24 protein-coding genes are annotated in these 24,477 nt (G+C 35.9%); 6 read left to right on the forward strand and 18 right to left on the reverse strand.

What is annotated here, in order from left to right; translation table 11 throughout:
- Positions 1 to 92: 92 nt before the first annotated feature.
- The 5 genes from BW946_RS03535 to BW946_RS03555 form a co-directional block, all read right to left on the reverse strand.
- On the reverse strand, positions 93 to 785 hold the full coding sequence (locus BW946_RS03535) for a T9SS type A sorting domain-containing protein (protein WP_076594864.1): 693 nt from the start codon (positions 783 to 785) through the stop codon (positions 93 to 95).
- Positions 786 to 790: 5 nt separating this feature from the next.
- Complete coding sequence (locus BW946_RS03540) at positions 791 to 1,384, reverse strand: phage tail protein (protein WP_076594865.1); 594 nt, start codon at positions 1,382 to 1,384, stop codon at positions 791 to 793.
- A 173-nt stretch (positions 1,385 to 1,557) separates the two neighbouring features.
- A complete protein-coding gene (locus BW946_RS03545) occupies positions 1,558 to 2,628 on the reverse strand; it encodes a DUF4407 domain-containing protein (protein WP_076594866.1) in 1,071 nt (356 codons plus the stop codon).
- A gap of 142 nt (positions 2,629 to 2,770) precedes the next feature.
- Entirely contained in the window at positions 2,771 to 3,325 is a 555-nt protein-coding gene (gene ruvC, locus BW946_RS03550) for a crossover junction endodeoxyribonuclease RuvC (RefSeq protein WP_034692903.1), read from the reverse strand.
- Positions 3,326 to 3,546: 221 nt separating this feature from the next.
- A complete protein-coding gene (locus tag BW946_RS03555; protein WP_076594867.1) occupies positions 3,547 to 4,071 on the reverse strand; it encodes a 2'-5' RNA ligase family protein in 525 nt (174 codons plus the stop codon).
- An 82-nt stretch (positions 4,072 to 4,153) separates the two neighbouring features.
- Between BW946_RS03555 and BW946_RS03560 the strand changes: the two genes are divergently transcribed.
- Together BW946_RS03560 and BW946_RS03565 are read left to right on the forward strand one after the other, a co-directional pair.
- A complete protein-coding gene (locus tag BW946_RS03560; protein WP_076594868.1) occupies positions 4,154 to 4,477 on the forward strand; it encodes a PadR family transcriptional regulator in 324 nt (107 codons plus the stop codon).
- Positions 4,474 to 5,193 carry a hypothetical protein gene (locus BW946_RS03565; RefSeq protein WP_076594869.1) on the forward strand — a complete coding sequence of 240 codons (720 nt, stop codon included), beginning with the start codon at positions 4,474 to 4,476 and terminating at the stop codon, positions 5,191 to 5,193. The genes BW946_RS03560 and BW946_RS03565 overlap by 4 nt, the downstream gene beginning before the upstream one ends.
- Positions 5,194 to 5,210: 17 nt before the next feature.
- Here BW946_RS03565 and BW946_RS03570 read toward each other — a convergent pair whose 3' ends face one another.
- The 6 genes from BW946_RS03570 to BW946_RS03595 all read right to left on the reverse strand — a co-directional run bounded on the left by BW946_RS03570 (position 5,211) and on the right by BW946_RS03595 (position 12,927).
- The gene (locus BW946_RS03570) at positions 5,211 to 6,323 is read right to left on the reverse strand and encodes a serine hydrolase domain-containing protein (protein WP_076594870.1); all 1,113 of its coding nucleotides are present in this window, start codon (positions 6,321 to 6,323) and stop codon (positions 5,211 to 5,213) included.
- Positions 6,324 to 6,533: 210 nt separating this feature from the next.
- On the reverse strand, positions 6,534 to 7,244 hold the full coding sequence (locus BW946_RS03575) for a Dph6-related ATP pyrophosphatase (protein WP_076595069.1): 711 nt from the start codon (positions 7,242 to 7,244) through the stop codon (positions 6,534 to 6,536).
- A gap of 55 nt (positions 7,245 to 7,299) precedes the next feature.
- Positions 7,300 to 7,500, reverse strand: coding sequence for a hypothetical protein (locus BW946_RS03580; RefSeq protein WP_076594871.1), 201 nt, complete (start codon positions 7,498 to 7,500; stop codon positions 7,300 to 7,302).
- Positions 7,501 to 7,671: 171 nt separating this feature from the next.
- Positions 7,672 to 11,019 carry a methylmalonyl-CoA mutase family protein gene (locus BW946_RS03585; protein WP_076594872.1) on the reverse strand — a complete coding sequence of 1,116 codons (3,348 nt, stop codon included), beginning with the start codon at positions 11,017 to 11,019 and terminating at the stop codon, positions 7,672 to 7,674.
- Between the two features lie 238 nt (positions 11,020 to 11,257).
- Positions 11,258 to 12,532, reverse strand: coding sequence for a hypothetical protein (locus BW946_RS03590; protein ID WP_076594873.1), 1,275 nt, complete (start codon positions 12,530 to 12,532; stop codon positions 11,258 to 11,260).
- On the reverse strand, positions 12,529 to 12,927 hold the full coding sequence (locus BW946_RS03595) for a hypothetical protein (protein ID WP_076594874.1): 399 nt from the start codon (positions 12,925 to 12,927) through the stop codon (positions 12,529 to 12,531). The genes BW946_RS03590 and BW946_RS03595 overlap by 4 nt, the downstream gene beginning before the upstream one ends.
- A gap of 244 nt (positions 12,928 to 13,171) precedes the next feature.
- On the opposite strand from BW946_RS03595, the gene BW946_RS03600 reads away from it, so the two are divergent.
- Positions 13,172 to 13,504, forward strand: coding sequence for a hypothetical protein (locus BW946_RS03600; RefSeq protein ID WP_076594875.1), 333 nt, complete (start codon positions 13,172 to 13,174; stop codon positions 13,502 to 13,504).
- A gap of 42 nt (positions 13,505 to 13,546) precedes the next feature.
- Here BW946_RS03600 and BW946_RS03605 read toward each other — a convergent pair whose 3' ends face one another.
- On the reverse strand, positions 13,547 to 14,644 hold the full coding sequence (locus BW946_RS03605) for a DUF3667 domain-containing protein (RefSeq protein WP_076594876.1): 1,098 nt from the start codon (positions 14,642 to 14,644) through the stop codon (positions 13,547 to 13,549).
- A 349-nt stretch (positions 14,645 to 14,993) separates the two neighbouring features.
- Here BW946_RS03605 and rplM point away from each other — a divergent pair, with 349 nt between their 5' ends.
- The 3 genes from rplM to rpsB all read left to right on the forward strand — a co-directional run bounded on the left by rplM (position 14,994) and on the right by rpsB (position 16,811).
- On the forward strand, positions 14,994 to 15,449 hold the full coding sequence (rplM, locus tag BW946_RS03610; RefSeq protein WP_002976217.1) for a 50S ribosomal protein L13: 456 nt from the start codon (positions 14,994 to 14,996) through the stop codon (positions 15,447 to 15,449).
- Between the two features lie 6 nt (positions 15,450 to 15,455).
- Entirely contained in the window at positions 15,456 to 15,842 is a 387-nt protein-coding gene (rpsI, locus tag BW946_RS03615; RefSeq protein WP_002976218.1) for a 30S ribosomal protein S9, read from the forward strand.
- A 207-nt stretch (positions 15,843 to 16,049) separates the two neighbouring features.
- Positions 16,050 to 16,811: a 30S ribosomal protein S2 gene (rpsB, locus tag BW946_RS03620; protein ID WP_062675707.1), complete on the forward strand. Its 762-nt coding sequence runs from the start codon at positions 16,050 to 16,052 to the stop codon at positions 16,809 to 16,811.
- A 238-nt stretch (positions 16,812 to 17,049) separates the two neighbouring features.
- On the opposite strand, the gene BW946_RS03625 is transcribed toward rpsB, so the two are convergent.
- The 6 genes from BW946_RS03625 to BW946_RS03650 form a co-directional block, all read right to left on the reverse strand.
- Positions 17,050 to 17,490, reverse strand: coding sequence for a DUF6759 domain-containing protein (locus BW946_RS03625; protein ID WP_076594877.1), 441 nt, complete (start codon positions 17,488 to 17,490; stop codon positions 17,050 to 17,052).
- Positions 17,487 to 18,188, reverse strand: coding sequence for a DUF6759 domain-containing protein (locus BW946_RS03630; protein ID WP_228402452.1), 702 nt, complete (start codon positions 18,186 to 18,188; stop codon positions 17,487 to 17,489). Before BW946_RS03630 ends, BW946_RS03625 begins: the two co-directional genes overlap by 4 nt.
- 13 nt (positions 18,189 to 18,201) lie before the next feature.
- Positions 18,202 to 18,879, reverse strand: coding sequence for a tRNA (guanosine(46)-N7)-methyltransferase TrmB (gene trmB, locus BW946_RS03635; RefSeq protein WP_076594878.1), 678 nt, complete (start codon positions 18,877 to 18,879; stop codon positions 18,202 to 18,204).
- A 96-nt stretch (positions 18,880 to 18,975) separates the two neighbouring features.
- Entirely contained in the window at positions 18,976 to 19,740 is a 765-nt protein-coding gene (locus BW946_RS03640) for a DUF6759 domain-containing protein (protein ID WP_076594879.1), read from the reverse strand.
- 291 nt (positions 19,741 to 20,031) lie between these two features.
- On the reverse strand, positions 20,032 to 20,826 hold the full coding sequence (locus tag BW946_RS03645; RefSeq protein ID WP_076594880.1) for a hypothetical protein: 795 nt from the start codon (positions 20,824 to 20,826) through the stop codon (positions 20,032 to 20,034).
- Between the two features lie 205 nt (positions 20,827 to 21,031).
- On the reverse strand, positions 21,032 to 24,430 hold the full coding sequence (locus BW946_RS03650) for a T9SS type B sorting domain-containing protein (RefSeq protein ID WP_076594881.1): 3,399 nt from the start codon (positions 24,428 to 24,430) through the stop codon (positions 21,032 to 21,034).
- Positions 24,431 to 24,477: the final 47 nt, after the last annotated feature.

A 24,477-nucleotide genomic window follows, 5' to 3' on the forward strand; every position in this document is an offset into this window, starting at 1 on the left:
AATATAAATGCCTCATTCTCATGAGGCATTTTTTATTATATATCAAAATTAGATTAAAAAAAGCCTCCGGAAATTTCGAAAGCTTTAATAATTTATTTTTTTACAAATTTAAATTGATGAGTCTGAAAATTTCGGGTATTTATTTTCATTACATATCCACCGGGGACAAGTTGAGAAACATCAATCTTTGAATCAAACGATTCCGATTTTACCAAACGTCCGTCCATATTATAGATCTGGATAGATAGCCCGTCATCAATACCGGAAATAGTTATAAAATCCACCACTGGATTAGGGAAGATCTGTATTTTATTTTTTGAAAGATCTGAAGTTCCTAATGTGGTGCTCTGTACATCACCTGTCATAGTAGAATTTACAGCAGTAAGGTTTCCTCCACACTGTCCGTTTGTAATTGCTGTATTCTCTACCCAGGTTCCAACAATATTACCAGGAGGGATAGGAAGAGAATTATTTCCTGTTGAATTATAATAAAGCAAAGACGGAGTGGTAAATGTTCCGTTTCCTTCATCTCCAAGAAACTCCCATCTTGTAAGCGTATTGTTCCATTGGATTTTAAATTCGCAGGTACCTAATCCGCTACAATCTTGTCCGCCATCAATAGGAGTAGTCATATAGATGTTCTTACTAAAGGCATCTACTCCAGTTTTGTTAAATACAAAAGTATTAGGTGGACTGTCAAACAGATTAGGACATCCACTGAAAGTTATTGTCTGCGTGAAAGCTGAGCTTCCTATAGCAAGACATAGTAAGTAAAGAATTTTCATAATTATTAGTTTTGCGATGGAAATACTCCAGCTAATGCAATGATGCATTTCAGGGTAATAAAGGGAGGTCTGTTTTCATGGGGCTGGCTTCCTCCGGCGTTGTTTACCATTGTACTCTTCATAGTAGTGTTTGCTGATGCATCAGAATATTCTTTATCAAGAATTTTGGTATCTGCCGGAAGGTTGTTGGTTGGAGAATTTTGATTCCCTTCCGCCGTTACTGCATTTACAGTATGATTGTGAGCCGGCATTTGTGTTATCAGTAATGTTACACTTTCAGCTCCGCCGGTTTGTCCCATTGTGTATGTTGTAGGTCCTCCCGGAGCCTGTCCGTTATGAACAACTACTCTTCCCCTCATATCAGGTAAAGCAAATGTGGTAATTCCGTTTCCTCCATAGGTAGTTCCTAACAATGAAAACAATGCTTGATTTTGTGCGATGGGCAAAAGCTGCCCATTACATTCTGCCCAGTATTTTGGAGCAAAATTATAAGGTACAAAGGCTATTTGGCCTAAAAATGGTTCTGATGCCTGTGCTTTCAGAGCAGGAGAAAATGCGCTGCCTATCAGCAGTGTACATGCAAAAATTAAGTTTTTCATGATAATAAGGATTTTATGTAGTATAAAATTAGAAAATATTTTACATAAAACGCTTAATTAAAAGAAAAACCTTTCGTTATATAACAAAAGGTTAGGTTTTATTTATTAGAAAATGATTTATTATAGATTTTTTCTCTAATGTTTAAGATTGGATAGTATATGAAAAGATTACTTTAATTTTTCAGATTATCTTTAAAATCATCGATTCTGAAATCAGTCAGTGCATTTCCTTTTTCAATTTTTTCTTTGGAATATAACCTGAAATCGTTTTCTGTTTTTTCTAAAAGATAATCATAGGGTCCTATATGAGAGATCAGTTTTACCAGTACCGGAGAAATCTCAAGACAGATAAACAATCCCATGATAAAAGTGGCTGCAAGTCCAATGATCGCAGAATTTTTACCAAGTTCGTCCAGGGCCTGTAGCCTTGCCGCAAAACCATTGAATTTATCTTCAAATGTTTCTGTAGATTTTCTTTCCGTTTCCAGATTCGTGTATACCTTGGATATTTCTTTGTCTAAATATTCCAGTCTTGGCGCTGCCTGCTTCTGATAATTTTCCAGATCCAGTCTGCGTTGCTCCTTTAATTGCTGCTTACGTTTTGCATTGGGACCATAACCTTCTTTTCCACTGGTTAATCCCGATTGTTTACCCAGGATTTCTTTTTCAAGCTCTACAGAAGCTGAGTCGTACGACCGCTGATATTGAGCGATCTTTCCTGAAATCTGCTGCTTTTCGGTTTCAAAAGGACCGCTCTGTTGAAGAATCCTGCCGTTCATTTCTCCCTGAAGCTGTTTTTTATTTCTTTGAATGATAGTGTTCAGCTGTTTATTCACCTCCTTTTCAAAGATTTTAAGCTCTAAAGGTTTGGAAATAATAATTCCCAGGAACGTAGCAAGGATGAGACGGGGAATAGCCATCAGAATCTGATTCCACCATGTTCCTGTTTTTTTGATGGAAGAAACAATATAACGGTCAAGATTGAAAATCATCAGACCCCATAAGATTCCAAATCCTACAGCCGCCCAAATATTGTCGAATACTGTATACATAGCATAGCCTGCAGACAAAGTGGCGAATACTGCAGTGAAAAGGACAATCCCTCCAATGCCGGAAAATTTATTCCATTCACTCGGAGTCTTTCTTAAAATATGGATGTTCCCGCCTGAACATACCATCAGAAACTTTTGGAACCAGTTTATTTTATGAGTCCCTTGATTTATAGTTTGTTGGTTTGTTTTCATAACTGAAAATTTATACAAAGGTAGTACTAAAAATCATACCAATGTAAAAGATAGTATTATGTTTTACCAAGTAATTATGTGTATTTGTATAAGGTGCTGTTTTTAAGGGTGTTAATTTTTAATTTTGAAAATTTGTAAAAAGCTATTTCAGTCTGTCCGGATTCTGTTTCAGAAAACTCTCCCATCCCGAATACGATTTCGTATCTGCAATCGTCCCGGAATTAAAGTGATGACATACTGCTACGGCAAGACCATCCGATGCATCTAGATATTTTGTAGGAAATTCCTTTAATTTAAGAAGGTTTTGAAGCATACCTGCTACCTGTTCCTTACTGGCATTTCCATTTCCGGTGATTGCCATCTTGATTTTTTTTGGAGAATATTCGGTAATAGGGATATTTCTGTAGAGACTGGCAGCCATGGCAACGCCCTGAGCACGTCCAAGTTTAAGCATACTCTGCACGTTTTTTCCATAGAAAGGAGCTTCAAGAGCGACTTCATCAGGGTGAAATTCGTCAATGAGAGATAGTGTTCTTTCAAAGATATACTTCAGTTTAGTTTCGTGATTGGGATATTTTTTTAAGATCAGTTCATGAATAGAGACCATCTCCATTTTTCCTTTTTTTACGGAGATAATACCAAATCCCATTACCGTTGTCCCCGGGTCAATTCCTAAAATTATTTTCTCTGAAATCATTGCTTCAAAGATATGACTTTCTATCTTTTAAGTGTAAAAAAGTATCCGCAAAGATTTTAATTCATATGAAAGTACACAATCATAATATTCTTCATGTTACTGGAATCCTTATTAAAGAAAAACAGGATTTTTAAAAAATACATGTGTGCATGATATTTCTGAAAAACTGATCCAGAAGATTATAAATGAGAAATAAAGCTCAACCGGCTCCATCAGCGGTTTTATTTTTTCAGTTTTTTCTCTGCTATAGGTATCCACTGGCCATCATGACGAAGAAGGATTATTTTATCTACTAAAAATTTAGTTTTGTATTCCTTGTTTTCATATTTTTCCCAGGCCTTAAGATAATTTTCCCAGGTCAGATCTCTGAATCCTACAGTCATATGAGGATGAAAAGAATACTGGGCAAAATTAAAGTACTCTTTTACCCTATGATAAAGCTCTGTTAAATGAATATTTTCTTTTGGCTGAATATAGAGTACAGGATTTTTAGGATTGGGAAAGCTTCCAAAGCCATCCAGTTCTACTTCAAAAGGGATGATATCCGTATTAATCTTCTGAAAAGCAATATGAATATCATCCTCCAGTTCAGTTTCTCTTGAAAAGGGAGGGAATAGTGTAATATGAGCCTCGTTTTTCAACGCTTTGGAATTGGCATAATTCATTACCAGATCTTTTTTAAAGGCTTTTACTTCTTCAATAATCTCCTGTGGAGGATAAATCGCTATGAAGTACATCTTTTTCATACAGCAATTTAAAAAGTTTTTATATTAATTTAATATACATAAGAAAATTATGCATAAGTTTGCAATGTATACAAATCATTCTATGAAAAAGAGTAGTCTCTATAAAGGTACCCTGCAGAATATTATTTTGAAGCTCCTCTCAAAAGAAATTAAAATGTATGGGTATCAAATTACCCAAAGAGCGAAAGAACTTACTCTGGGAGAGCTTGAAATGACAGAAGGAGCACTCTATCCGCTGCTGCACAAACTGGAAAGTGACGGAATGATAACTTCCGAAATTCAAAAGATCAACGGGAGAGACCGTAAATATTATCTGCTGACTGAAAAAGGTAAAAAACAGCAGACAGAGCAGGAAAACGAGATGAAAAGTTATTTAATCAATCTACAGACAATATTTAATATATGATTACCAAAGTACAGGAAAATACAATTACAGATTATCTGTTAGGTCAGCAGCTTTCTCTGGATATTCTGGTAGAAATCAGAGATCATATGATCAGTCAGATTTCGGATATGCAGTTCAGTGAAAATATCAGTTTTGAGAAAGCTTTCTTAAAGGTAAAAGAATCATGGAATGGAGAGTTTAAAATGGTTAATTACTTATTGTTTTATCCAACTCAAATTCCATTGATTGCCAGGAAAATCATTCACGAAAAATACAAAGCGCTTTTTAAAAAATCTTTAATGGTATGTATTTTGGCTTTTGCTGTTAACCTATTGCTGATTTTCACATCAGGAAATCAAAAGCAATATGATCTGTTCTTTAAACTACTGAATGGCTCGTTTGTATTGGTAACGATATTAATCTGGATTTTAAATTATAAAATCTGGAAATATATTAAAACTGACTTTAAATACAAGGGGAAATCTCTTTACACGATGTACCAGCAGAATCTGGGATTAACGATTGTTTGTGCTAGTTCCATGATGCAAGTGGCAATAAGGAGCGGAGATTATGCTTACCAGTTTTTCAGAGAACACAATTATACTGATGTTGCAGGGTTTCTCATGACTTTGATCCTTCCTTTTCTATTACAGGTAGCTCTTGTTTTTGCATTATTCAATTTTATTGAGCATAAAAAAAATTTAGTAAAAATGCAGGAATTCCTTAAGCCGGTATAAATAAAGTACTATTAAAACTAATGTTTTGATCTAAGCTCTGTAAGCGTATTCTCAAGATGATCAGTGATCTTTTTTACTTCAATATGCGGTCTGAAGATCAAACCTTTTCCTCTTTCCTCATCAGCAATATTAGACAGAATGATTACGGATGTTTTTGTGTCCGGATAATAAATATTTAAAGAGGGAGAACCTTTTACATAACCACTGTGGAAATAAGAATTGGGGTGGCCGATATTAAGCATGACTCCGTAAGCGTAACCCATTTTCCCAAAAATAGCATGGTGTCTTTCCGCACTCTTAGCCATAAAGAGTTTCAGGGTTTCAGGTTTTAGAATTTTTCCTCCGTACAGAGCATTATTCCATGAATGAAGATCCTGAATGGTAGATAATATTCCACCGGCAGGTGTTCCTATTTCTGGTCCGCCTAATCTTTTCGGCATATTGGGGACCTCAGAGAATTTGACAGGAGTTCCAACATAAGCACTGGCAAAATGAGTTCCTTGAAAACTATCTCCCGTTGAGGAATGAGTCATTCCTGATCTTTTAAAAAGTTCCAATGCATTTTCATGATATGATTTTCCGGATACTTTTTCCACAATCTTTCCAAGTGCATTGAATCCATCGTTGGAATAAAAGAAATCTGATCCGCTTTTAAACATCAGTTTTCCGCCCATCAGATTCAACCCGGAAGTATGATTTAACAGCTGATGAATGGTAATGTTTTCATATTCTTTGATCTGAAATTCTTTCAGGTATTTTGATGCCTTATCTGTCACATTAAGTTGTCCTTCTTCCATTTGAAGCAAGATCAAAACAGCCGTGAACTGCTTGCTAACCGAACCTATTGCAAAAATGGTATTACTGTCAATTTTAGTTTTCTTCTTAAAGTCAGAATATCCGTTTTCTCGTCTGTAAAGTGGAGTAGAATCTTTAAAAACGGCAATACTTCCATTGAAATGGTACTTCTTGAAAGTAGAATCAATCTGTTGTTCTAAAAGGGTTTTCTGAAAAGCGGTAATGGTAGAATCAATGATGGTTTTTTTATCAACAGGGGCAATTTGTTGAACCTCGGTTGTTGTACAGGAAAATAAAAAACAAAAAAAGGACAGGAATACTAAATTTTTGATCACAGGTGTTGTATTTTTTAATGATGATTGATATTCTTAAAGATAGCAAAATATCCAAAAGAGCAGTATGGGAAGCAAATTGCGTGCTAAGATAGCCTGCATGATCAGGTTAATGCAGAGGTAATCCGCTTTTGTGGAAAATTTAAGTGCTATGAATGGAAGTATTTCTGAAAAATAATACATTAAAAAACCTGTGAAAGAATATTCACAGGCTTATTTTAATAGCAGATCACGGAACCAGAAAACATATTCCCCATCTTCTTCTTCAGGAGTTGTTTTAGGTTTAGGATAAGTCTTTTTAACTGTTTCTCCTATTTCGAACTGAACCGGATTTTTGAAAATAGGGCCATCAAAAGTAAAAGTATGAAACTCTCCGTTTTCTCCGCATGGATCTACATTTTCAGGAAGGTCATCAATGAATTGCTGATCAATAATTCGTCCAGCGAAGCTTTGATCAAGATAAGATCCGTTCACACATGTTACAATCGTTTTAAAGCCAAGATCTAAAAATTCATGAATGAGGTTAGTTGTATCTTGTTTCCACAGAGGAAATACGGCTTTCATACCGATGGCCGTTAACTGGTCTTCCCTGTATTTTCTCAGATCTTCCAGAAAAATATCTCCAAAAATGGAATGGGTAATACCCTGAGCTTTAATTCCAGTCATTGTTGTACTCATGATCTGTTGGTATTCTTCCATAGAGGGTTCTTTGGGAAGTTCCATTTTAATTAACGGAATTCCAAGACTTTCGGCCTGCTTTTCTAAAAGAGAAATAGGCACACCGTGCATAGAAATCCTTTGGAATTCCTGATTGATGCTGGTAAGCAGAGTAGAAATCTCATATTGATCTTCCTGTAGTATTTTGTAAAGAGCAAGGGCGGAATCTTTTCCGCTGCTCCAGTTGAATAAAGCTTTTGGTTTCATTGTAAAATTAAAATCTCCCAAAAATAAGGAGATTTTATTTACAAAGGAGACTTCCTTATTTTGAAGCTGGCTTTCCGTAATTGTTTAGGGAGCTTGTAACATCAACTCTATTTTTCTCCGCCTGTTCTCTTTTTTGTAGTTCTTCAGCGTTTCTAGCCATATCGCTTTTATGAGAGGTATCTACATTAGATGTTTTACAGGAACCTAACGCTACAAAAAGACCAAACACCGAAATAATTTTAATATATGTTCTCATTCAATTTTTTTTGATGGTAAATATAGAGGATCAGATCATTTTATTTTTAATTTTTAACAAACATTATAAATAAACGCATCAAAATTTAGTGTTTTTTCACATTAAAAATAACAAAACCTCAAAGAATTTCTTTGAGGTTTGATTTATAAAAAATGTATGTCCAATTATGGTTTACATGTTTCTTCTGTACTTACCGCCTACTTCAAATAAAGCATTGGTAATTTGTCCCAGAGAACAATATTTCACGGCATCCATCATTACTTCAAATAAGTTTTGCTGGTTAATAGCTGCATGCTGAAGTTGTTTCAAGGCTTCTTCAGATTTGCTGTCATTCGCCTGCTGGAAGTTGTGAAGAGATTCAATCTGTGCCTGTTTCTCCTCTTCAGTAGAACGGATAACTTCTCCTGGTAAAACGGTTGGAGAACCATCTTTTCCTAAGAAAGTATTTACTCCGATGATCGGATATTCACCAGTATGCTTCAGCCACTCGTAATGCATGGATTCTTCCTGGATTTTTGAACGTTGGTACATCGTTTCCATTGCTCCAAGAACACCGCCTCTTTCTGTGATTCTGTCGAATTCTGCATATACAGCTTCTTCTACAAGATCCGTTAATTCTTCAATGATGAATGATCCCTGAAGCGGATTTTCGTTTTTAGCCAATCCTAATTCTTTGTTGATGATCAGCTGAATTGCCATCGCTCTTCTTACAGACTGCTCAGTAGGAGTTGTGATCGCTTCGTCATACGCATTGGTGTGAAGTGAATTACAGTTATCATAGATTGCATAAAGCGCCTGAAGAGTAGTTCTGATATCGTTGAAATCAATTTCCTGAGCGTGAAGAGAGCGTCCTGAAGTCTGGATGTGGTATTTCAGCATCTGGCTTCTTTCGTCAGCTCCGTATTTTAATTTCATGGCTTTTGCCCAGATTCTTCTTGCCACGCGTCCGATTACTGAATATTCAGGATCAATACCGTTAGAGAAGAAGAAAGATAAGTTCGGTGCAAAATCATTGATATCCATTCCACGGCTTAAGTAATATTCCACATAAGTGAAACCATTAGCCAGTGTGAATGCTAATTGGGAAACCGGATTCGCTCCCGCTTCGGCAATATGGTATCCTGAAATAGAAACAGAGTAGAAGTTTCTTACTTTTTCTCTGATGAAATATTCCTGAACGTCACCCATTAATCTTAAGGCAAACTCCGTAGAGAAGATACATGTATTCTGAGCCTGGTCTTCTTTTAAGATATCAGCCTGAACGGTGCCACGAACCGTAGCAATCGTTTTAGCTTTGATTTCTGCATAGACATCAGCAGGGATTACTTCATCACCTGTTAATCCCAAAAGCTGTAATCCTAAACCATTGTTGGATGGAGGAAGCTCACCGTTGTATTTCGGTCTTTCTAACCCTTTATCGTCAAATTTTTCTTTAAGCTTAGCTTCAACTTTAGATGCTAAACCGTTTTCTTTAATATATTTTTCAACATTCTGATCAATGGCGGCATTCATAAAGAAAGCCAGCAGCATTGGTGCAGGACCGTTGATCGTCATTGAAACCGAAGTCAATGCATTCACAAGATCAAATCCGGAATATAATTTCTTGGCATCATCCAGTGTTGCAATAGAAACTCCCGCATTTCCGATTTTACCATAAATATCCGGTGGTAAAGCCGGATCCTGACCGTATAGTGTAACAGAGTCAAAAGCTGTAGATAAACGTTTTGCAGGCATTTCTGCAGAAACATAATGGAATCTTCTGTTGGTTCTTTCAGGACCTCCTTCTCCTGCAAACATTCTTGTAGGATCTTCTCCGGTTCTCTTGAACGGATAAATACCTGCAGTGTAAGGGAAGCTTCCCGGAAGGTTTTCCTGTCCTTTCCATTTGATCAGATCTCCCCAGTCATTGTATTTTGGTAATGCAATTTTTGGAATTCTTAAGTGAGATAAAGACTCAGTAGAAGTTTCAACCTTGATCTCTTTTCCTCTCACAAAATAAGAATAAAACTCTGCATGGAAAGCTTTTTTCGTGTCGTCCCAAGTCTTTAGGAAGTCGATATTATCCTGTTGAAGTTCTTTTTCTGCTTTTTGATATTCAGCATCCAGAACGTCATTGGAAATGATATTTTTAACGCCTTCAATATGATACATTTTTCTGGCTAATTCTGCCTGTTTTTCAATATTGATGTCGTATTGTTTATTGTTTTCAACGATTTCAGAAAGGTAACGGACTCTTTTCGGAGGAATGATGGTTACTTCTTCTGTAATTTCCTGTTCTACAAAGGTTTTTAGATTTAATTCAGAGAATTTATCATTTACTTTTGAAACCAATCTGTTGTATAATTCTGTAGTTCCATGATCATTAAACTGAGATGCTTTGGTTGCATATACCGGCATATCGTCTAACGGGCTTTCCCATAGTAAATGATTTCTCTGGAACTGTTTTCTTACCGCCTGAAGTGCATCCAATGCACCACGCTTGTCAGATTTATTCAATGCGACAAGATCTGCATAGTCTAACATGTCGATTTTTTCCAACTGAGTGGATGCTCCATATTCTGGAGTCATTACATACATGGAAACGTCCGCAAAATCAGAAACTTCTGAACCAGACTGCCCGATCCCCGAAGTTTCAAGAATGATGATATCAGGACGGGCCAGTTTCAATACATTCAGTGCAGAGCGAATGAAAGGAGAAACAGAAACGTTATTTTCTCTGGTTGCCATAGAACGCATATAAACTCTTGGATCATTGATCGCGTTCATACGGATTCTGTCGCCTAATAAAGCCCCTCCGGTTTTCTTTTTCGAAGGGTCAATGGAAATAATAGCGATTTTTTTATCCGTATTTGAACGTAAGAAACGTCTTACCAATTCATCTGTTAGTGATGATTTACCAGCTCCTCCGGTACCTGTAATACCAATGATTGGAATAGTCAGATCTTTAGATTTTTCATCGATTGCTTTTACAAGCTCAGGTTTTTCTTCTGAGAAGTTTTCAACAGCTGAAATAATTTGAGCAATGCTTGACGGATTTTCAAAGCTGATATCATCAAGATCTTTTGCTGTAACATCTTTTCCTGTAGCAAAATCTGATCTTTGTACCAGATCATCAATCATTCCCTGAAGTCCCAGCTCACGGCCATCATCCGGAGAATAAATTCTGTCGATTCCGTAAGACATCAGATCTTTGATTTCTTCCGGAAGGATTACACCGCCACCGCCGCCAAAAATTTTGATCTGCGGTGAATTTTTCTCCCTCAAAAGATCATAAATATATTTAAAATATTCGTTATGACCTCCCTGATAAGAAGTTAATGCAATAGCATTAGCATCTTCCTGGATTGCTGTATTTACAACTTCTTCTGCTGATTTATCGTGTCCTAAGTGGATCACTTCGCATCCTGTTCCCTGGATAACACGACGCATAATATTGATTGCAGCATCATGCCCGTCAAATAATGAGGCAGCAGTTACGATTCTTACCTTGTTGGTTGGAGTATATTTTTGGGTTTCCATAAAAATTCTAGACAGTTTCTAAGTTCTCAAATATAGTAATAAAATGAAAACCAAGACTTGTAATTTAATGTTTTGATTTTTAAACATTTATAATAATTGTTTTTTTGGTTTTGTAGACTTTGTCAGAGGCTGAATCGGTATTTTACAGATTATTACGCTGCTCTGTAATAATAAAAATGTCGGCAGATCAAAATCTACCGACATTTTTAACCATAAGTTTGGTTTCAGAAAGCTTCCTTTATTGTTTCTCTGAAAAAAGTGTTTTTCTTTTGCTGTCCAATCCCCAGTTCAACCCTAAAAATGAAATCAGATTATCCTTATCACCATAATTCTTTCCAAAAGCTGCATTAATATAAACGCTGTCGGATACTTTATAGTTAATGATTCCGTTAGAACGATAGGTATTGTCTAAATCACTGCTTCTGTAAATGAATTCATACCCAATGGAAAATTTATTATAAACAAGCTCTATTTTTCCACCAAAATCATAATTGTTGGTTTTGCTGAACCCGTTGGCAACATCATAAACTGTTTTGTCCTGCATGTATCTTGCAACGGCATAAAAATTTAATTGTTTTTCAATCTTTGAAGGGTCTTCAGGGGTTTCTTTGATCATTACTTTGGGCTTTTCGTTCTTTTGATTTGCAGTTATCTTTTGTTCTTCAGCTGATTTGGGCTTTGGCTCTTGATTTCTCCTTTCCAGATTGATTCCAGAACTCATTGTCAGCCAAACCCCAAATTTCCCGAATTGATTATTTTTAAACTGGTTATCTAAAAAGAAAGTACTGTAGGCCGAAGCGACATCTAATTGAAAAGCAGGTTTTTCGTCAAGGTATTTTTTATAATTTTCAGTTTCTGTCTTGTAATAATCCGGGACGAACTTTTCTAGCGCTTTTGCCCTCATCTCATTTTTTTCATCTGGGCTGGCATTGGATGCTTCTATATCATTATATTCCTTTGATTTTCTAAACTCTTCCTGGATATCGGTTAATTCCTTTGATATATTCGTGTTTGAGGTTGTGATAGCCTCTATATTTTTTTTATTTCTTATTTTAACTACTGTAGTTCGCAAAGAAAAAGATACCGAAGGATTTTCCGTTTCAAGATTTTCAATTTTATAATTTTTCAGAAAGGCAAATGAGACTGAAACGTTTTTTGCTTCACTGAAAATGTTATTTTTATACTCCTCTTTTCTATTATCAGCATTTTTGATGGTTTTAATGCCAGCGTATTTCAACGCATCCATTTCCGTCAGAGGAAATAAATGGGTCGGGGTAAGTTCTACTGCGTACGCATTGGGAAGACCTTCATTTTCGCTGAAAGAATTCACAATACTGGTCATGAATGCTTTTTTCGATTTTGGGGTTTCCAGATCAGAACTTGCCAAGCCGAGAAGCATTACACTTGGAGCATTGGAAAGCTCCAGCTTGTTTAACTCTGTACTAATTTCTTTGTTTTGAGAAAATAGTAATGTTGATCCAACTGTCAGAGTTACTAGTAATATCTTTTTCATAGCTCAATATTTATGTACTTATAGACTCCATAGATGAATCTGCCAGCTAAATCTTCGGTTGTTTTACCTTTAAAGGGGTTGAAATTAAAATTCTTGCTAGGAATTTGAGGAAACTCGAATTTTATTCTGCATGTATTGATTAAGATCTGCAGATGGTTTACCTGCATATTAATATTAAAAGAAGTTGCAAAAAGTAAATTACCGGACTTTACATCTGCTTTTGGAATAGTAAAAGAAAATCCGTCATCTTTTAAATTGTTGTCATCTATCCGGGTTCCATTGATGATAAAATGGGGATCACCAAATTGTGTATTGGCACTGATTATTACATTCACTTCAACATTGTCTTCGTTAAAGTCCGTAATTTCTACTGTTTTTTGGGGAATCTTTTTCATGTCTATTGTTTTTTTGGTTTGTAATTGTTTTTTTAATTTTTGAAAAATCAGATCTTTCCTCTTCGATACCCTGCAAAATGATTAGGAGGATATCTCAGCTCCTGATTCTATTTCAAATTTATAATTTGTAATGTTTGTGGTCAATTACCTTTTTGGGTGATATTGTTGGTTTCAATAATTAAATGTTTGCGACAATTCTACACCCCGATTAAATTCTCTATTTTTGCAGCATATTTTTACAGACATGCAAAAAGCGTTGATATATTTCGCATTGGGAACTGTAGTAAGCTTCCTGATTAATTATTTCTTTTTAAGTTCAGAAAACATTGGTTTGGAGTTCTATTATGCTATTGCTTTTGGTGCGGCCTGGGGTATTGCTTATTATTTGGATACTCCAGATTTTACACTGGCTAAAAAACTGGGACTGTCTTTTGTAGTGATGGCGATTCTGGTTGGTGCAGGTACTTTAATTTTTAAACTTGAACTGGCTATTCCATCCATTCTAAAGTTTTCTATGGTGTTTGTAGCCTATTATGTAATAGCAAGCTTTAGGGCAACTAAGTCATTAAGAAAATAAATAAAAGAGGCTTTCACAATTGAAAGCCTCTTTTATTTATTATTAATGAATCATCAGGAAACTTATTAGGGCAAGGCCTAAAAGCAAAAACATAAATGCAATAAAGTTAATGGTGAATAATATCATTCCGAGAATAATGCTTACCAAACCATGGGCGCGATAAACCCGCCTGTGAGCAATAAAAAAATAGGCCATAGTGTATAATGACAGGAGTGATATTGCTAAATATAAAATGGTATTAATCAGCCAGAAGTCTGTGAGACCTGCCAATTTGGTAAGTAAGAATATCAATAATATGGTAAGCAGTAAAAACGAGAAGTAATGCAGCGTGAAAATTCCGTGATCAAAGTACCACCATTTTTTCTTACTATGAAAGATCCATAAAAATAATGCGAAAAGAGGGAGATAGATAAAAAGTGCTTTTGGGAGATTATGAAATGACTTTTCTACCATACCGGCAATAATTTCCTTTTTCTTCACGCCTTTTTCTTTAAGCTCAAAGAATTTGTGAATGATAGGGGCTTCAATAAAACTAAGAGATGACGGATTTTTGGCTTTAGCAGAATCATAAGCCTTCCTGGTTTTGTAGTCACCAAAAGTAAAATCCGGATCTATTGTTTTGTCCATGTCAATCATATCTTCTATTTCAGAAGAGTCAGGAACTGCTTTTATTCCTTCAATCGCAAGAGAGTCTTTTTCAGTCAGATGTTTTTTTGCTTTTATACTGTCTATAAGCTTTTGTTTTCCGACAGGTTTCATGACTTTTAAAAAGTTTGTTTTATTATTTTCACCACTATTTCCCTCTTTTGTAGAGCCTATATTAACCATAGGAAACAGAGCAAAAACGAAAAATGTAATGAAACTGACAAAAATATAAAGCTTTACAGGAGGAACGAATTTCTGTCTCTTTCCTTCCAGATAAGTGTTTGTCAGTTTGCCGGGTCTAAATAACAAATTTTTTACTGTTCCCCAGAACTGCCCGTCATAATGAGTGAAGTCTTCAATGAAATGGGTGAAAAGAAAGTAGAAGGGCTGTCGTCTTTCAGTATTTTCCTGTCCGCAGTGGGGACAAAACCTTTCTTCAACCTGATGCCCGCAGTTGAGGCAGGTTTTATCATCTCTTATTTTTCCGTGGCTCATGATTATGGAATATGATTAACGCAAATATAAATATTTCAATGAAATTATAATTATATCCAAGTGTTTTACGGAAATCTTTAAAGTAAATTTAATAAAAAGAAAGAGTTGAGGGAATAAACTCTTTGCTGTTTCATTGGTGTTTTTAGAATCTTCGAAGTGTATTTTTCATCGGCTCATGAGTTTTCAAGATCTGTGCCAAAATTGTAAATAGTGTTAAAATCTATTAATAGAAGGGGACAGGGAGAAGATTATATAGATTAAATAAAATATGTTTTTGGGTTACAAAAATAATTTGTACCTTTGCACACCCTTTTAGGGGTAAATTATGTTTAATCTTTAACTAAAACGTGTGAATACATTAAGTTACAAAACTGTTTCAGCGAACAAAGCTACTGCTAATAAAGAATGGGTTGTGGTAGACGCTGAAGGACAGCCGTTAGGTAGATTAGCTTCTACGGTTGCAAAGATTTTGAGAGGTAAGCACAAAACGAACTACACACCTCACGTAGATTGTGGTGATAACGTAATCGTTTTGAATGCTGGGAAAATTACACTTTCCGGAAACAAGTGGGCTGATAAGACTTATATCTGGCATACAGGATACCCTGGTGGGCAGAAGTCTATGACTGCGGCTGAACTTCAAAAGAAAGATTCTTTAAAGGTATTAGAAAAGTCTGTAAAAGGTATGTTGCCTAAAAACAGATTAGGAGCTGCTATCCTTAAGAACCTTTATTTATATGAAGGAACTGAGCACAAACATGAAGCTCAACAGCCAAAAACAATTAATGTTAACGAATTTAAATAATTAATTATGTCTATAGTTCACAAAATCGGAAGAAGAAAAACTTCTGTAGCTAGAGTTTATGTAAAACCAGGTTCTGGTGTTATTACAGTAAACGGTAAAGATGCTAAAGAATATTTCTCTACAGACGTGATGGTTTACAAATTAAACCAACCGTTTATCCTTTCTGAGACTGTTGGTCAGTATGACGTTACCGTAAACGTATTCGGTGGTGGAAATACAGGTCAGGCAGAGGCTATCAGATTAGGTATTTCTAGAGCTTTATGCGAAATCAACGCTGAGTTCAGATTAGCATTGAAGCCAGCTGGTTTACTTACAAGAGACGCAAGAATGGTGGAAAGAAAGAAGCCAGGTCAGAAAAAAGCAAGAAAGAGATTCCAATTCTCAAAACGTTAAGATTTCTCGTTGGCAGATGGCTTATGGCTACTGGCTACAGAAATGTATTAAATTTTTTTTAAACTTAATCTCGGCGAAAAGCCCATTGCCAAAAGCAAAAAGCAGACCGCCAATTGCCCGTTACGTTTAGCATCCAAACGCTTCTCCCATCTAAAGAAGTTGTTGATTGTTTAAAAGACGGAAAGTAAACTAACAAAAACAGAAAACATGGCAAAAGCAAATGTAAAAGACCTTTTAGAGGCTGGCGTACACTTCGGTCACATGACTAGAAAGTGGAATCCAAATATGGCTCCATACATTTTTATGGAGAAAAACGGTATTCACATTGTAGACTTACATAAAACAGCAGTTAAATTAGATGAAGCATGCAGCGCTTTAGAAAAATTAACTTCTGCAGGTAAAAAAGTTCTTTTCGTAGCGACTAAAAAGCAAGCGAAAGAAGTAGTTGCAAAACACGCTTCTGAACTTAATATGCCTTATATTACAGAAAGATGGCCAGGTGGTATGTTAACGAACTTCGTTACTATCAGAAAGGCTGTAAAGAAGATGAATGCTATCGACAAAATGAAAAAAGACGGTACATTCGAAACTTTATCTAAAAAAGAAAGATTACAAGTTGACAGACAAAGAGCTAACCTGGAGAAGAACTTAGGTTCTATCGCTGACATGGTGAGACTTCCATCTGCTGTATTTGTAGTTGATATCTTAAGAGAACACATCGCGGTAACTGAAGCTAAGAAACTTGGTATTCCAGTTTTCGGTATCGTTGATACAAACTCTGACCCTAGAAAAGTTGACTTCGTTATCCCAGGAAACGATGATGCTTCTAAGTCTATTGATATGATCCTTAGCGTAGTTTCTGAATCTATCAAAGAAGGTCAGTCTCAAAGAAAAGCTGATAAAGAAAAATCTAAAGAAGAAGGAGAAAAAGTATCTGCTGATACAGATGCTGATTTCGATGCAGAATAATTGAAGATTTTCTTTAATATAGGAAAAACGCTGGATTTCGGTCCAGCGTTTTTTTATTTATATACAAGAGCTATTTCTTAGAAAAGTATGTATAAAACTCATTTTTATACTTAGTGATCAATTTTACCTTGAAAGGTTTAAAATAATCTTGTTTAGTATCTTTTGACTATTCATTGCAAGAAAATATCAGAATTTTTTATTTAAAATAAAAACCCGCAGAAACTCTGCGGGCTGTATGTTAGTTTGAAAGTTTTACAGAATAAGAAGTTGTGACAAACTTTGTAGACTGGTAAATAGAGTTGCACACAACCCCGGATAATCTGTAGTTCTGATTTTTAGGAACCATAGTGTATCCTATCTTACCGGCACCAATAGGAATTTTCTTGAAAAAATTACCTCCGCTTACTGTAAGCACCATATTGCATGGGGATTTATTTTCTACAGAAATAGAGGTCCTGGGATTTTTAGGATCATCACTATTAAGAAGGTCATTAAGTACGTCGGCTGTTTCCGGTTTATAAGTCTTTATAAGATCATTGTACTCTCTTTCTGTATTGGCTCTGTTACCGGAATTGTTGGCAGGATAAGGATAGGAAGTTCCTCCCGGGTAGGCTCCATAATTGACATTACAGCTGGCAAGAATCAATGAAGTTCCGGTAAGAACTAATAGTTTTTTCATCCTATTTTATTTTTTGACTTTTGTTTTTTCTGTGATTGCTCCGTTATCTGCTCCTTTTGAATTGATTTCAGTTCAACATTGGAGGGTTTCGGGTTCTCTATTGTTACAAATATACTTTTTTTAATGTCTTTCTGAGAGGAATATTTCATATCACAGATGTTGCTGCTAAGCGTATATGAATCTTTCTTAAGTACAATGAAGTTTTCTGCACGAGCAGGAACTGCAAGATTATAAAACTCTTTTCCTTCTATCCGTAATACAATATTGCAGTCAGAATTATTTTTGAATAAGAGAATAGCTTCATTGCGGCTGATATCCTCATTAAACATAGCGTTCAGCACCTTTACTGTCTTCTCCTTATGTTCAGCAGATGTTTCAGCAATAAGCTTTCTAAACTCTTCGGCATCATCAGAATCAGGATTCCTCATCGCGTTCTTCGGAATATCCGCAATAACAGGCCTTGCTTCCATAGGTTTGGCAGTAAGTGCACCCTTTGTCCATTCGGAGTTTTTTAAAGCAATAAGCTTGGGCTTCAGCACGGTTTTTTTAGGATCGTCAGGGTGTGCGTTCTTCAGGTATTCTTCAATTTCTTTAATATTTGTGCTTTTTAAAATGTCTTTACTGCTCTTTTGGGCCTGTGTAAAGTTGGAGATAAGAAATGTGAAGAATAAAATTGTTAAAAAATTTTTTTTCATCATATCGTTTAATTCATCAGTTTATCCGGAATTTGATATAAGTAATGGTTTTTCCTTTCGCTGAGAATAGCTCTTCATAATACGTTTTGATATCTCTCAAATGCTCTGTATTAGGATCGTATTCTGGTGCACCATATATATCATGGTGGGCAGAAATGATCTCATAACCTGCTCCTTGCAGATATCCAAGCGTATACCCATGCAGGAATTCTGAATCGGTTTTCAGGTGAATGATACCTCCTGGCTTCAGGAACTTTTTATATCGGTTTAAAAAATCCGGATGTGTTAATCTGTGTTTTGTTCTTTTGTATTTAATCTGTGGATCCGGGAATGTAATCCAAATTTCGTCAACTTCATTTTCTGCAAAGAAATAATCAACAAGCTCAATCTGAGTTCTCAAAAACGCTACATTATTCATCTTGTTTTCTACAGCTTCTTTTGCGCCAAACCAAAATCTTGCTCCTTTAATATCTACTCCGATAAAGTTTTTTTCAGGAAATGTTTTTGCGAGCCCTACAGAATATTCCCCTTTTCCACAACCTAATTCCAGTATAACCGGATTATCATTTTTAAAGAAATTGTCTCTCCATTTTCCTTTAAGATCGAAACCATTTAAAGCATCTTCTCTTGTTGGCTGGATTACATTCGGTAATATTTTGTTTTCTGCAAATCTTGCTAATTTATTCTTGCCCATTGAGTTATAAAATGAGTGCAAAAATAGTGAAAATTTATGGAGTCTCTATGTCTTTTGGTGGTAAAAGACATAGAGATAATTTGCCTTTGTGGTGTATTACTGACTTCCCAAAGCAACCATAATGGGTCTTTCAATTGTTTTTTGTGAAGCATACTGAGCTCCGCAAACCAGGCTGGTAAAAAGATATTGCCCTTTTTCTATAACAATGGAGCCTTCGCCCTGAGCAGGAACTGCCAGTCTATATTTGGTAGTTCCTACACCTTCCATTCTTACAATGATATTGCAGTCTGACTTATTTTGAATCAAAACAATGCATTCCTTAGCATTAGGATCATTATCAAATAAGGAATTTAAAATTTTTACAGTCCTGTTTTTATGTTCCACAGGAGAGACTGCCATTAACATGTTGAACTCTTCTGCTTCAGTGTTGGGAATTGCGCTATTGGCAGTAGTGTTGACAACATATGTATTTTGGGCAGTACTGGGCGTATACACAGTGGTAGATTGTTTTGCAGCCAGCTCAGCTTTATATTTTGCAATCTGTTTTTGTTTGATGATGGCATTCATTTCATCAAAGGTAATTTTGGTAGAAGGTCTTCTCCGCAGCATAGCAAGCATTTCCTGCATGTCTTTTACCTTTTGGTCTGCAGGATGTGCATTCTTGATATACTCTTTCATCATTTCCATCACCCTGGGTTTCAGAACGGATCTTTTGGGATCATCAGGATGGGCGTCCCGTAAAAAGGCATTAATCTCGTAGATATTCTTACTTTTCAAAATATCACTGTAGTCTTTCCCTTTTTTTTGAGAAGACATGGTAACGAAAAACATACAACAAAGAAGTAAAAGTACTTTTTTCATTAATTAATATTAAATTAAAAATTCGGTGCTTCACTCTTAATTTGCGTTTTGGTTGCTTAGTTTTTTATTTGATAACGAAATACAAGGCTTTTTATTTTTAAACACTTGTTTGTGAGATAAAATTAAGCATATTTTTGAACATTAAAGAATAATGTGTTGTGAAATTTGAATAATTCATATTTTTCGAATAGCAGTAAAGGATAGATGGTCTTTCCAGCTATTCAACAAAAAAATAACCCATGTAATATACATGAGTTATAAAATATTTTGAGTTGTTTTTTACCTGATTTTCTAGTTACTGCCTACAACTTCCTGAAGATGCGAACTTCTAAGTCTTTTCTGGTAGATTGGAAGGTATTTTTCAATAGGAACTTTCACAGCTTCAAAGTTGCCTGCCAGCACATAAGCCTGGATGTTTTCTGAGGAATAAACAAACTGAAGGAAGTTATCAATTAAGTTTTCCGGTATTTTAAATTTGGCAAAATAATCTTTACCCAGATAATTTTTGATCTGTGCCACAGAACTGTTCATCCTTTCATAGGCCTGATAACGCTGTTTTTTCTTTCTTTCTCCTGAAAGAATATCATAGATGCTTTCCAGACTGAAGGTAAGACCTCCATCCCGAAGTCCGGCAACAGGCAGTTCTGGAGGCGTACCGTCACCTTTTGGTTCAGGAAGACCAATTACTTTTTTAAGAGCATAAGCTTTGTCTTCTTTTCTTAAAGAATTTACATCATACCGAAGATTTCCGGTAGGCTTGAACCTGCTGAGAACAATTTCCTGAATTTCATAATAGGCAATCTTAAGCTCAACCAGATTTTTTTGTTCCATGGATTGAGGGTTAAGCTTGATATCTTTTCTTTCGGTTACAATAGAGGTAAACCGGATCACATCCCCGGTATTAGCCGGAATATTAAAATTACCATTGTAATCCGTAAGAACAGTTTTTTGTGTATTCAAGTTTGTGACATACACCTGATTGAGATATAAAATAGAGTTGTCTCTCAGAAATACCTCCCCGGAATATATTTGTGCATTAATTTTTGCCAGAAAAACCAATAGCAGCAGAGTAAACAGTTTCTTCATATAATAATGCGCAAAATTACATAGAAATAAAGCAATTATATATAGTTAGATGAAGAATAGTGGTTAAAGTTATATTAAACTTTGGGATTTAATTGTTAAGGAGTGTTAGAAACCTGCCATTCATTTAAAAAGTAGGGTATGATATAAATAACCGGAAGAAAGAGGTGCTGAATCTTCAATTGATGTTTCATTCGGCTTTCTGTTGTTATCTATGTTTTACAAGCAGCCAGCTTGTGTATTTTACCAGAAGATTGGAACCATATTCTGTCCAGGTAATAAAGTACCAGTAATTTGCTGTAGGAACATACCTGCCACCAATTCTTCCATCCCAGGTGTATCTGTTTTCAGGAGTACCTCTGAAGACTTCCGCACCATACCTGTCAAAGATACGGAATACAAGATTATCATTCTTCATTAAAGCAGAATAGTCTATTGTTTCATTAACGCCGTCTCCATTTGGAGTAATAGTGTTGATCAGATTGATAATGGCAAAGGGTTTTTTAATATCCTCACACATTTTGGAGTCCCTTACAAATATATTGTGTGCTCCTCTGGGAACATTGTAGAAAACATTAGAACTTTGCCATACTACACCATCTAAAGAATATTCATAAGGGGGTGTACCACCACTTGCTCCAACTTTTACAGTTGTTCCGTCAATTTCAATAGAGGTTATTATAGGAAGCGGCAGTTCTGTAACATTTACGGATTGCTTGTAAACACATCCATTGGAGGTAAGTTCTACCCAATAACTTCCGGGGCCGACATTGGTGATGGAAGGAGTGGTAGCTCCTGTGCTCCATAAATATTTTTCAAAACCAGGTCCTGCATTAAGTGTTGTAGTTGTTTTTGGACAAATTGCCTTGTCTTTTAGAATGTCTGATTTCTTAGGAACTTTAATGTTGATTTTCAGAGTGCCTACTTCAGGACAAATTCCATTTTTTTCAAAACGGATATAATAAGTCTGCGAAGTCGTAATATTAACAGTGGGTGAAACTGCATTCACATTATTCTGCGCATCTGCTAAAGTTACATGGAAAGTGTAGGCTACATTTGGATCTAATGTAAACTGAGGAATAAACTGAGTTAAGTTGATGTTTTTTATTCCATCTAAATCATCATCACAGATGCTTTCAGTAACGTTTTTTGTAATCAATGTTATTTTGGCTCCGATACTGAATTGTAAAGGTTTGATTACGGAAGCACATCCATCAGGAGAATCTACTCTGATATAAATGGTTGTGTTTGCTGTATAACTCCAGTTGTTTGGGAGACTATTGCTATTTCCTGCATTGGCATCTGCTAAATTTGCATAATATCTGACATTCGTAAAGTAATTAGGGTTATTCAATACAATAGGGGTAATATTGGAAAGCACAACAGTAACTGATCCATCCAGATTATCATCACAGAAAACACCATTGTAGTTATCCAATATGATAGCTTTATTAAAAAGAGATAGTGTTATTTGTGCAATATTTTTACAGCCAATATGGTCATTAACAACTGCATATATGATTGTTCCGTTAGTTGCGGTATAGGCGGTTGTGTTATTTATCAATGCCGCGACATTTTCATTCTGAGCATCCAGAAGGGTAGGGTAATAAGTAATGGTAACAGGGGAATTGCTGGTAACATTGGCTGTCGTCAGATTGAAGATGCCCTGTCCATTGATATCACAGGCAGATAATGTTGCATTCATTACCGTTAGAGGCTGAATATTCAGGGTAACGGTTACTGTTTCACAATCCGGGAAGTCGGGGTCGTTTCCGCAGAATGTATAAGTGAATGTATCTGTTCCTGATGTGCCCAGAGTATTTACAGTATAAGTAATAATACCAGTAGCAGGGTTTACAACAGCTGTACCTAATGAAGGCGCTGTTGTAATAGCTACCGTACCTAGATTGGGAGTCTGTGATGAACTGCTGAATGTAGGAATTATGGTTTTAGCATTACATACGTTATATGATGTATTGGTCAGTTTTGTACAGTTCAGAACTTTAAATTGTTCAGTAACCAAAGGTGCACAACTTCCCATTGTTACAGAGCATGTGTAGTATCCTGGTAATGTAGGGGTGATTGTCGAAGTGGTAGCTCCCGGAACAATAATTCCGTTTCTATACCATTGGTAGGTATCATAGATTAAAGGATCTACGGTAAGTATCATTCCCGGAATACAGCCGCCTCCGGATTGTAAAATAACAGGTTGTGTAGGAAAGCCCGCAAAAAAGCCTCCATACCCTACAGCATCACTTCCGGCATTGATTCCAGCCATAATTGCTTTATCTGAAACTACAGTAATCGTACCCGTCACGTTGGGTATTCCATAAGTGACCCAATTCGTTGTACCCGTCATGTTGTAAGGGCCGGTTATTGCAGGAGGACTAGCTCCGTTCACTGTAACGTTAGCTCCTCTTTCAGTAATAATATTTAGTTTTGTGGGAATATTAAGCACTCCTCCGGGGTTACCATTGGAATGAACAAAATTTTCATTGATAAGGCCAAGTTCATTAATTTGCTTTGGCAGGTAACAGTTCAAAGCAGGAATATAATTAAATCCACCGGTGGCCGTTTCATTTCCTGTATTTGCAGCTCCTGCTAAAATTTGGTAGACATAAGCATTTTTTGATGTTTTGAGATATAAGTTATAATGTCCGTTGCCCTGAAGGATGTATTTTGAGTCGGGAATTACAAAGTATTTTCCGGCATTGATGGTAGCAACAGGAAGAATTTCATTATTGACAAATATCTGAGTATTGTCTTCAGTAGCTATTACAATAGCTCCTTCCATATGGGAACCAATAGCACCATTACCTTTTACAAGAGCAAATTCATTTCCGAGTCTGTTGACAGGTACTGCCTGGTCCATTAAAATATCTGAGCTGGAAGTGATGTTTCCTGCATATTGTCCATTAAAATTTCCGTTGGTAACATTGATTGGTTTGGTTGATGTAATTTTTGAACCAATGAAACCATCAAAGTTTGATGCTATATTTCCAATCCCATCAATAATATAAGATTGGCCTTTATTTAAAATGAAAGTGATTGTCGGGTTGGTTGCTCCGGTCATTCCGTTTGAAAACTGAACGGTAGGGCTGTATCCGGAAATCGTGACGGAAGTATTATCTTCAGTTGCCAGTATACTTGTCATAAAGTTCAATATAGGATTACTTACTGTGATAGGAGCAGAAGCTACATAGAATTTTTGTCCTGTGGAAGGAATCCCTTTTGAAGTAAGGATTTCCGCATGATTGAACACAGAGAACCTTAGATTGGCATAAAAAGGAAATTCAGCTTTAAGATATAACCCTTTAGATGTTGGAGTAAATAGATCTGCCTGCAGTTTGGTAATAATATAAGTCCTTAATACATCAAACTTTTGAGGGTTGTTTTTACTGATATTTACCGTCCCGATCAGAATATTATTGTTATAAATGCTTACAGGAAAAGGGGTTGTTCTGTTTGTAGATAAGTAAAGTTTCTGGTAAGGAGAAGAAGCACCTGATCTGTCTACCATGGGAGCAAACCAATGCTCTCGGTCCAACTGGGCAAAAGCAGAAGTGAAAATACAGAACATAAACAAAAAACATAAAATTTTTTTCATTCAGCGGTGGTCTTTATCACAAATTTAGTAATAAAAAGTATTAAATT

The sequence above is a fragment of the Chryseobacterium sp. RU33C genome (genome assembly GCF_900156015.1).
Taxonomy (GTDB): domain Bacteria; phylum Bacteroidota; class Bacteroidia; order Flavobacteriales; family Weeksellaceae; genus Chryseobacterium; species Chryseobacterium candidae.

Excerpts from the sequence above, each read along its gene's own strand:
- trmB (WP_076594878.1), bottom strand. The coding sequence starts at position 18,879 with ATGGGCAAGAATAAATTAGCAAGATTTGCAGAAAACAAAATATTACCG.
- BW946_RS03645 (WP_076594880.1), bottom strand. The coding sequence starts at position 20,826 with ATGAAGAAACTGTTTACTCTGCTGCTATTGGTTTTTCTGGCAAAAATT.
- rpsI (WP_002976218.1), top strand. The coding sequence starts at position 15,456 with ATGTCTATAGTTCACAAAATCGGAAGAAGAAAAACTTCTGTAGCTAGA.
- BW946_RS03600 (WP_076594875.1), top strand. The coding sequence starts at position 13,172 with ATGCAAAAAGCGTTGATATATTTCGCATTGGGAACTGTAGTAAGCTTC.
- BW946_RS03640 (WP_076594879.1), bottom strand. The coding sequence starts at position 19,740 with ATGAAAAAAGTACTTTTACTTCTTTGTTGTATGTTTTTCGTTACCATG.
- BW946_RS03535 (WP_076594864.1), bottom strand. The coding sequence starts at position 785 with ATGAAAATTCTTTACTTACTATGTCTTGCTATAGGAAGCTCAGCTTTC.
- BW946_RS03540 (WP_076594865.1), bottom strand. The coding sequence starts at position 1,384 with ATGAAAAACTTAATTTTTGCATGTACACTGCTGATAGGCAGCGCATTT.
- BW946_RS03545 (WP_076594866.1), bottom strand. The coding sequence starts at position 2,628 with ATGAAAACAAACCAACAAACTATAAATCAAGGGACTCATAAAATAAAC.
- ruvC (WP_034692903.1), bottom strand. The coding sequence starts at position 3,325 with ATGATTTCAGAGAAAATAATTTTAGGAATTGACCCGGGGACAACGGTA.
- BW946_RS03560 (WP_076594868.1), top strand. The coding sequence starts at position 4,154 with ATGAAAAAGAGTAGTCTCTATAAAGGTACCCTGCAGAATATTATTTTG.
- BW946_RS03625 (WP_076594877.1), bottom strand. The coding sequence starts at position 17,490 with ATGAAAAAACTATTAGTTCTTACCGGAACTTCATTGATTCTTGCCAGC.
- BW946_RS03580 (WP_076594871.1), bottom strand. The coding sequence starts at position 7,500 with ATGAGAACATATATTAAAATTATTTCGGTGTTTGGTCTTTTTGTAGCG.
- rpsB (WP_062675707.1), top strand. The coding sequence starts at position 16,050 with ATGGCAAAAGCAAATGTAAAAGACCTTTTAGAGGCTGGCGTACACTTC.
- BW946_RS03565 (WP_076594869.1), top strand. The coding sequence starts at position 4,474 with ATGATTACCAAAGTACAGGAAAATACAATTACAGATTATCTGTTAGGT.
- BW946_RS03590 (WP_076594873.1), bottom strand. The coding sequence starts at position 12,532 with ATGAAAAAGATATTACTAGTAACTCTGACAGTTGGATCAACATTACTA.
- BW946_RS03575 (WP_076595069.1), bottom strand. The coding sequence starts at position 7,244 with ATGAAACCAAAAGCTTTATTCAACTGGAGCAGCGGAAAAGATTCCGCC.
- BW946_RS03595 (WP_076594874.1), bottom strand. The coding sequence starts at position 12,927 with ATGAAAAAGATTCCCCAAAAAACAGTAGAAATTACGGACTTTAACGAA.
- BW946_RS03555 (WP_076594867.1), bottom strand. The coding sequence starts at position 4,071 with ATGAAAAAGATGTACTTCATAGCGATTTATCCTCCACAGGAGATTATT.
- BW946_RS03630 (WP_228402452.1), bottom strand. The coding sequence starts at position 18,188 with ATGATGAAAAAAAATTTTTTAACAATTTTATTCTTCACATTTCTTATC.
- BW946_RS03650 (WP_076594881.1), bottom strand. The coding sequence starts at position 24,430 with ATGAAAAAAATTTTATGTTTTTTGTTTATGTTCTGTATTTTCACTTCT.
- BW946_RS03605 (WP_076594876.1), bottom strand. The coding sequence starts at position 14,644 with ATGAGCCACGGAAAAATAAGAGATGATAAAACCTGCCTCAACTGCGGG.
- BW946_RS03585 (WP_076594872.1), bottom strand. The coding sequence starts at position 11,019 with ATGGAAACCCAAAAATATACTCCAACCAACAAGGTAAGAATCGTAACT.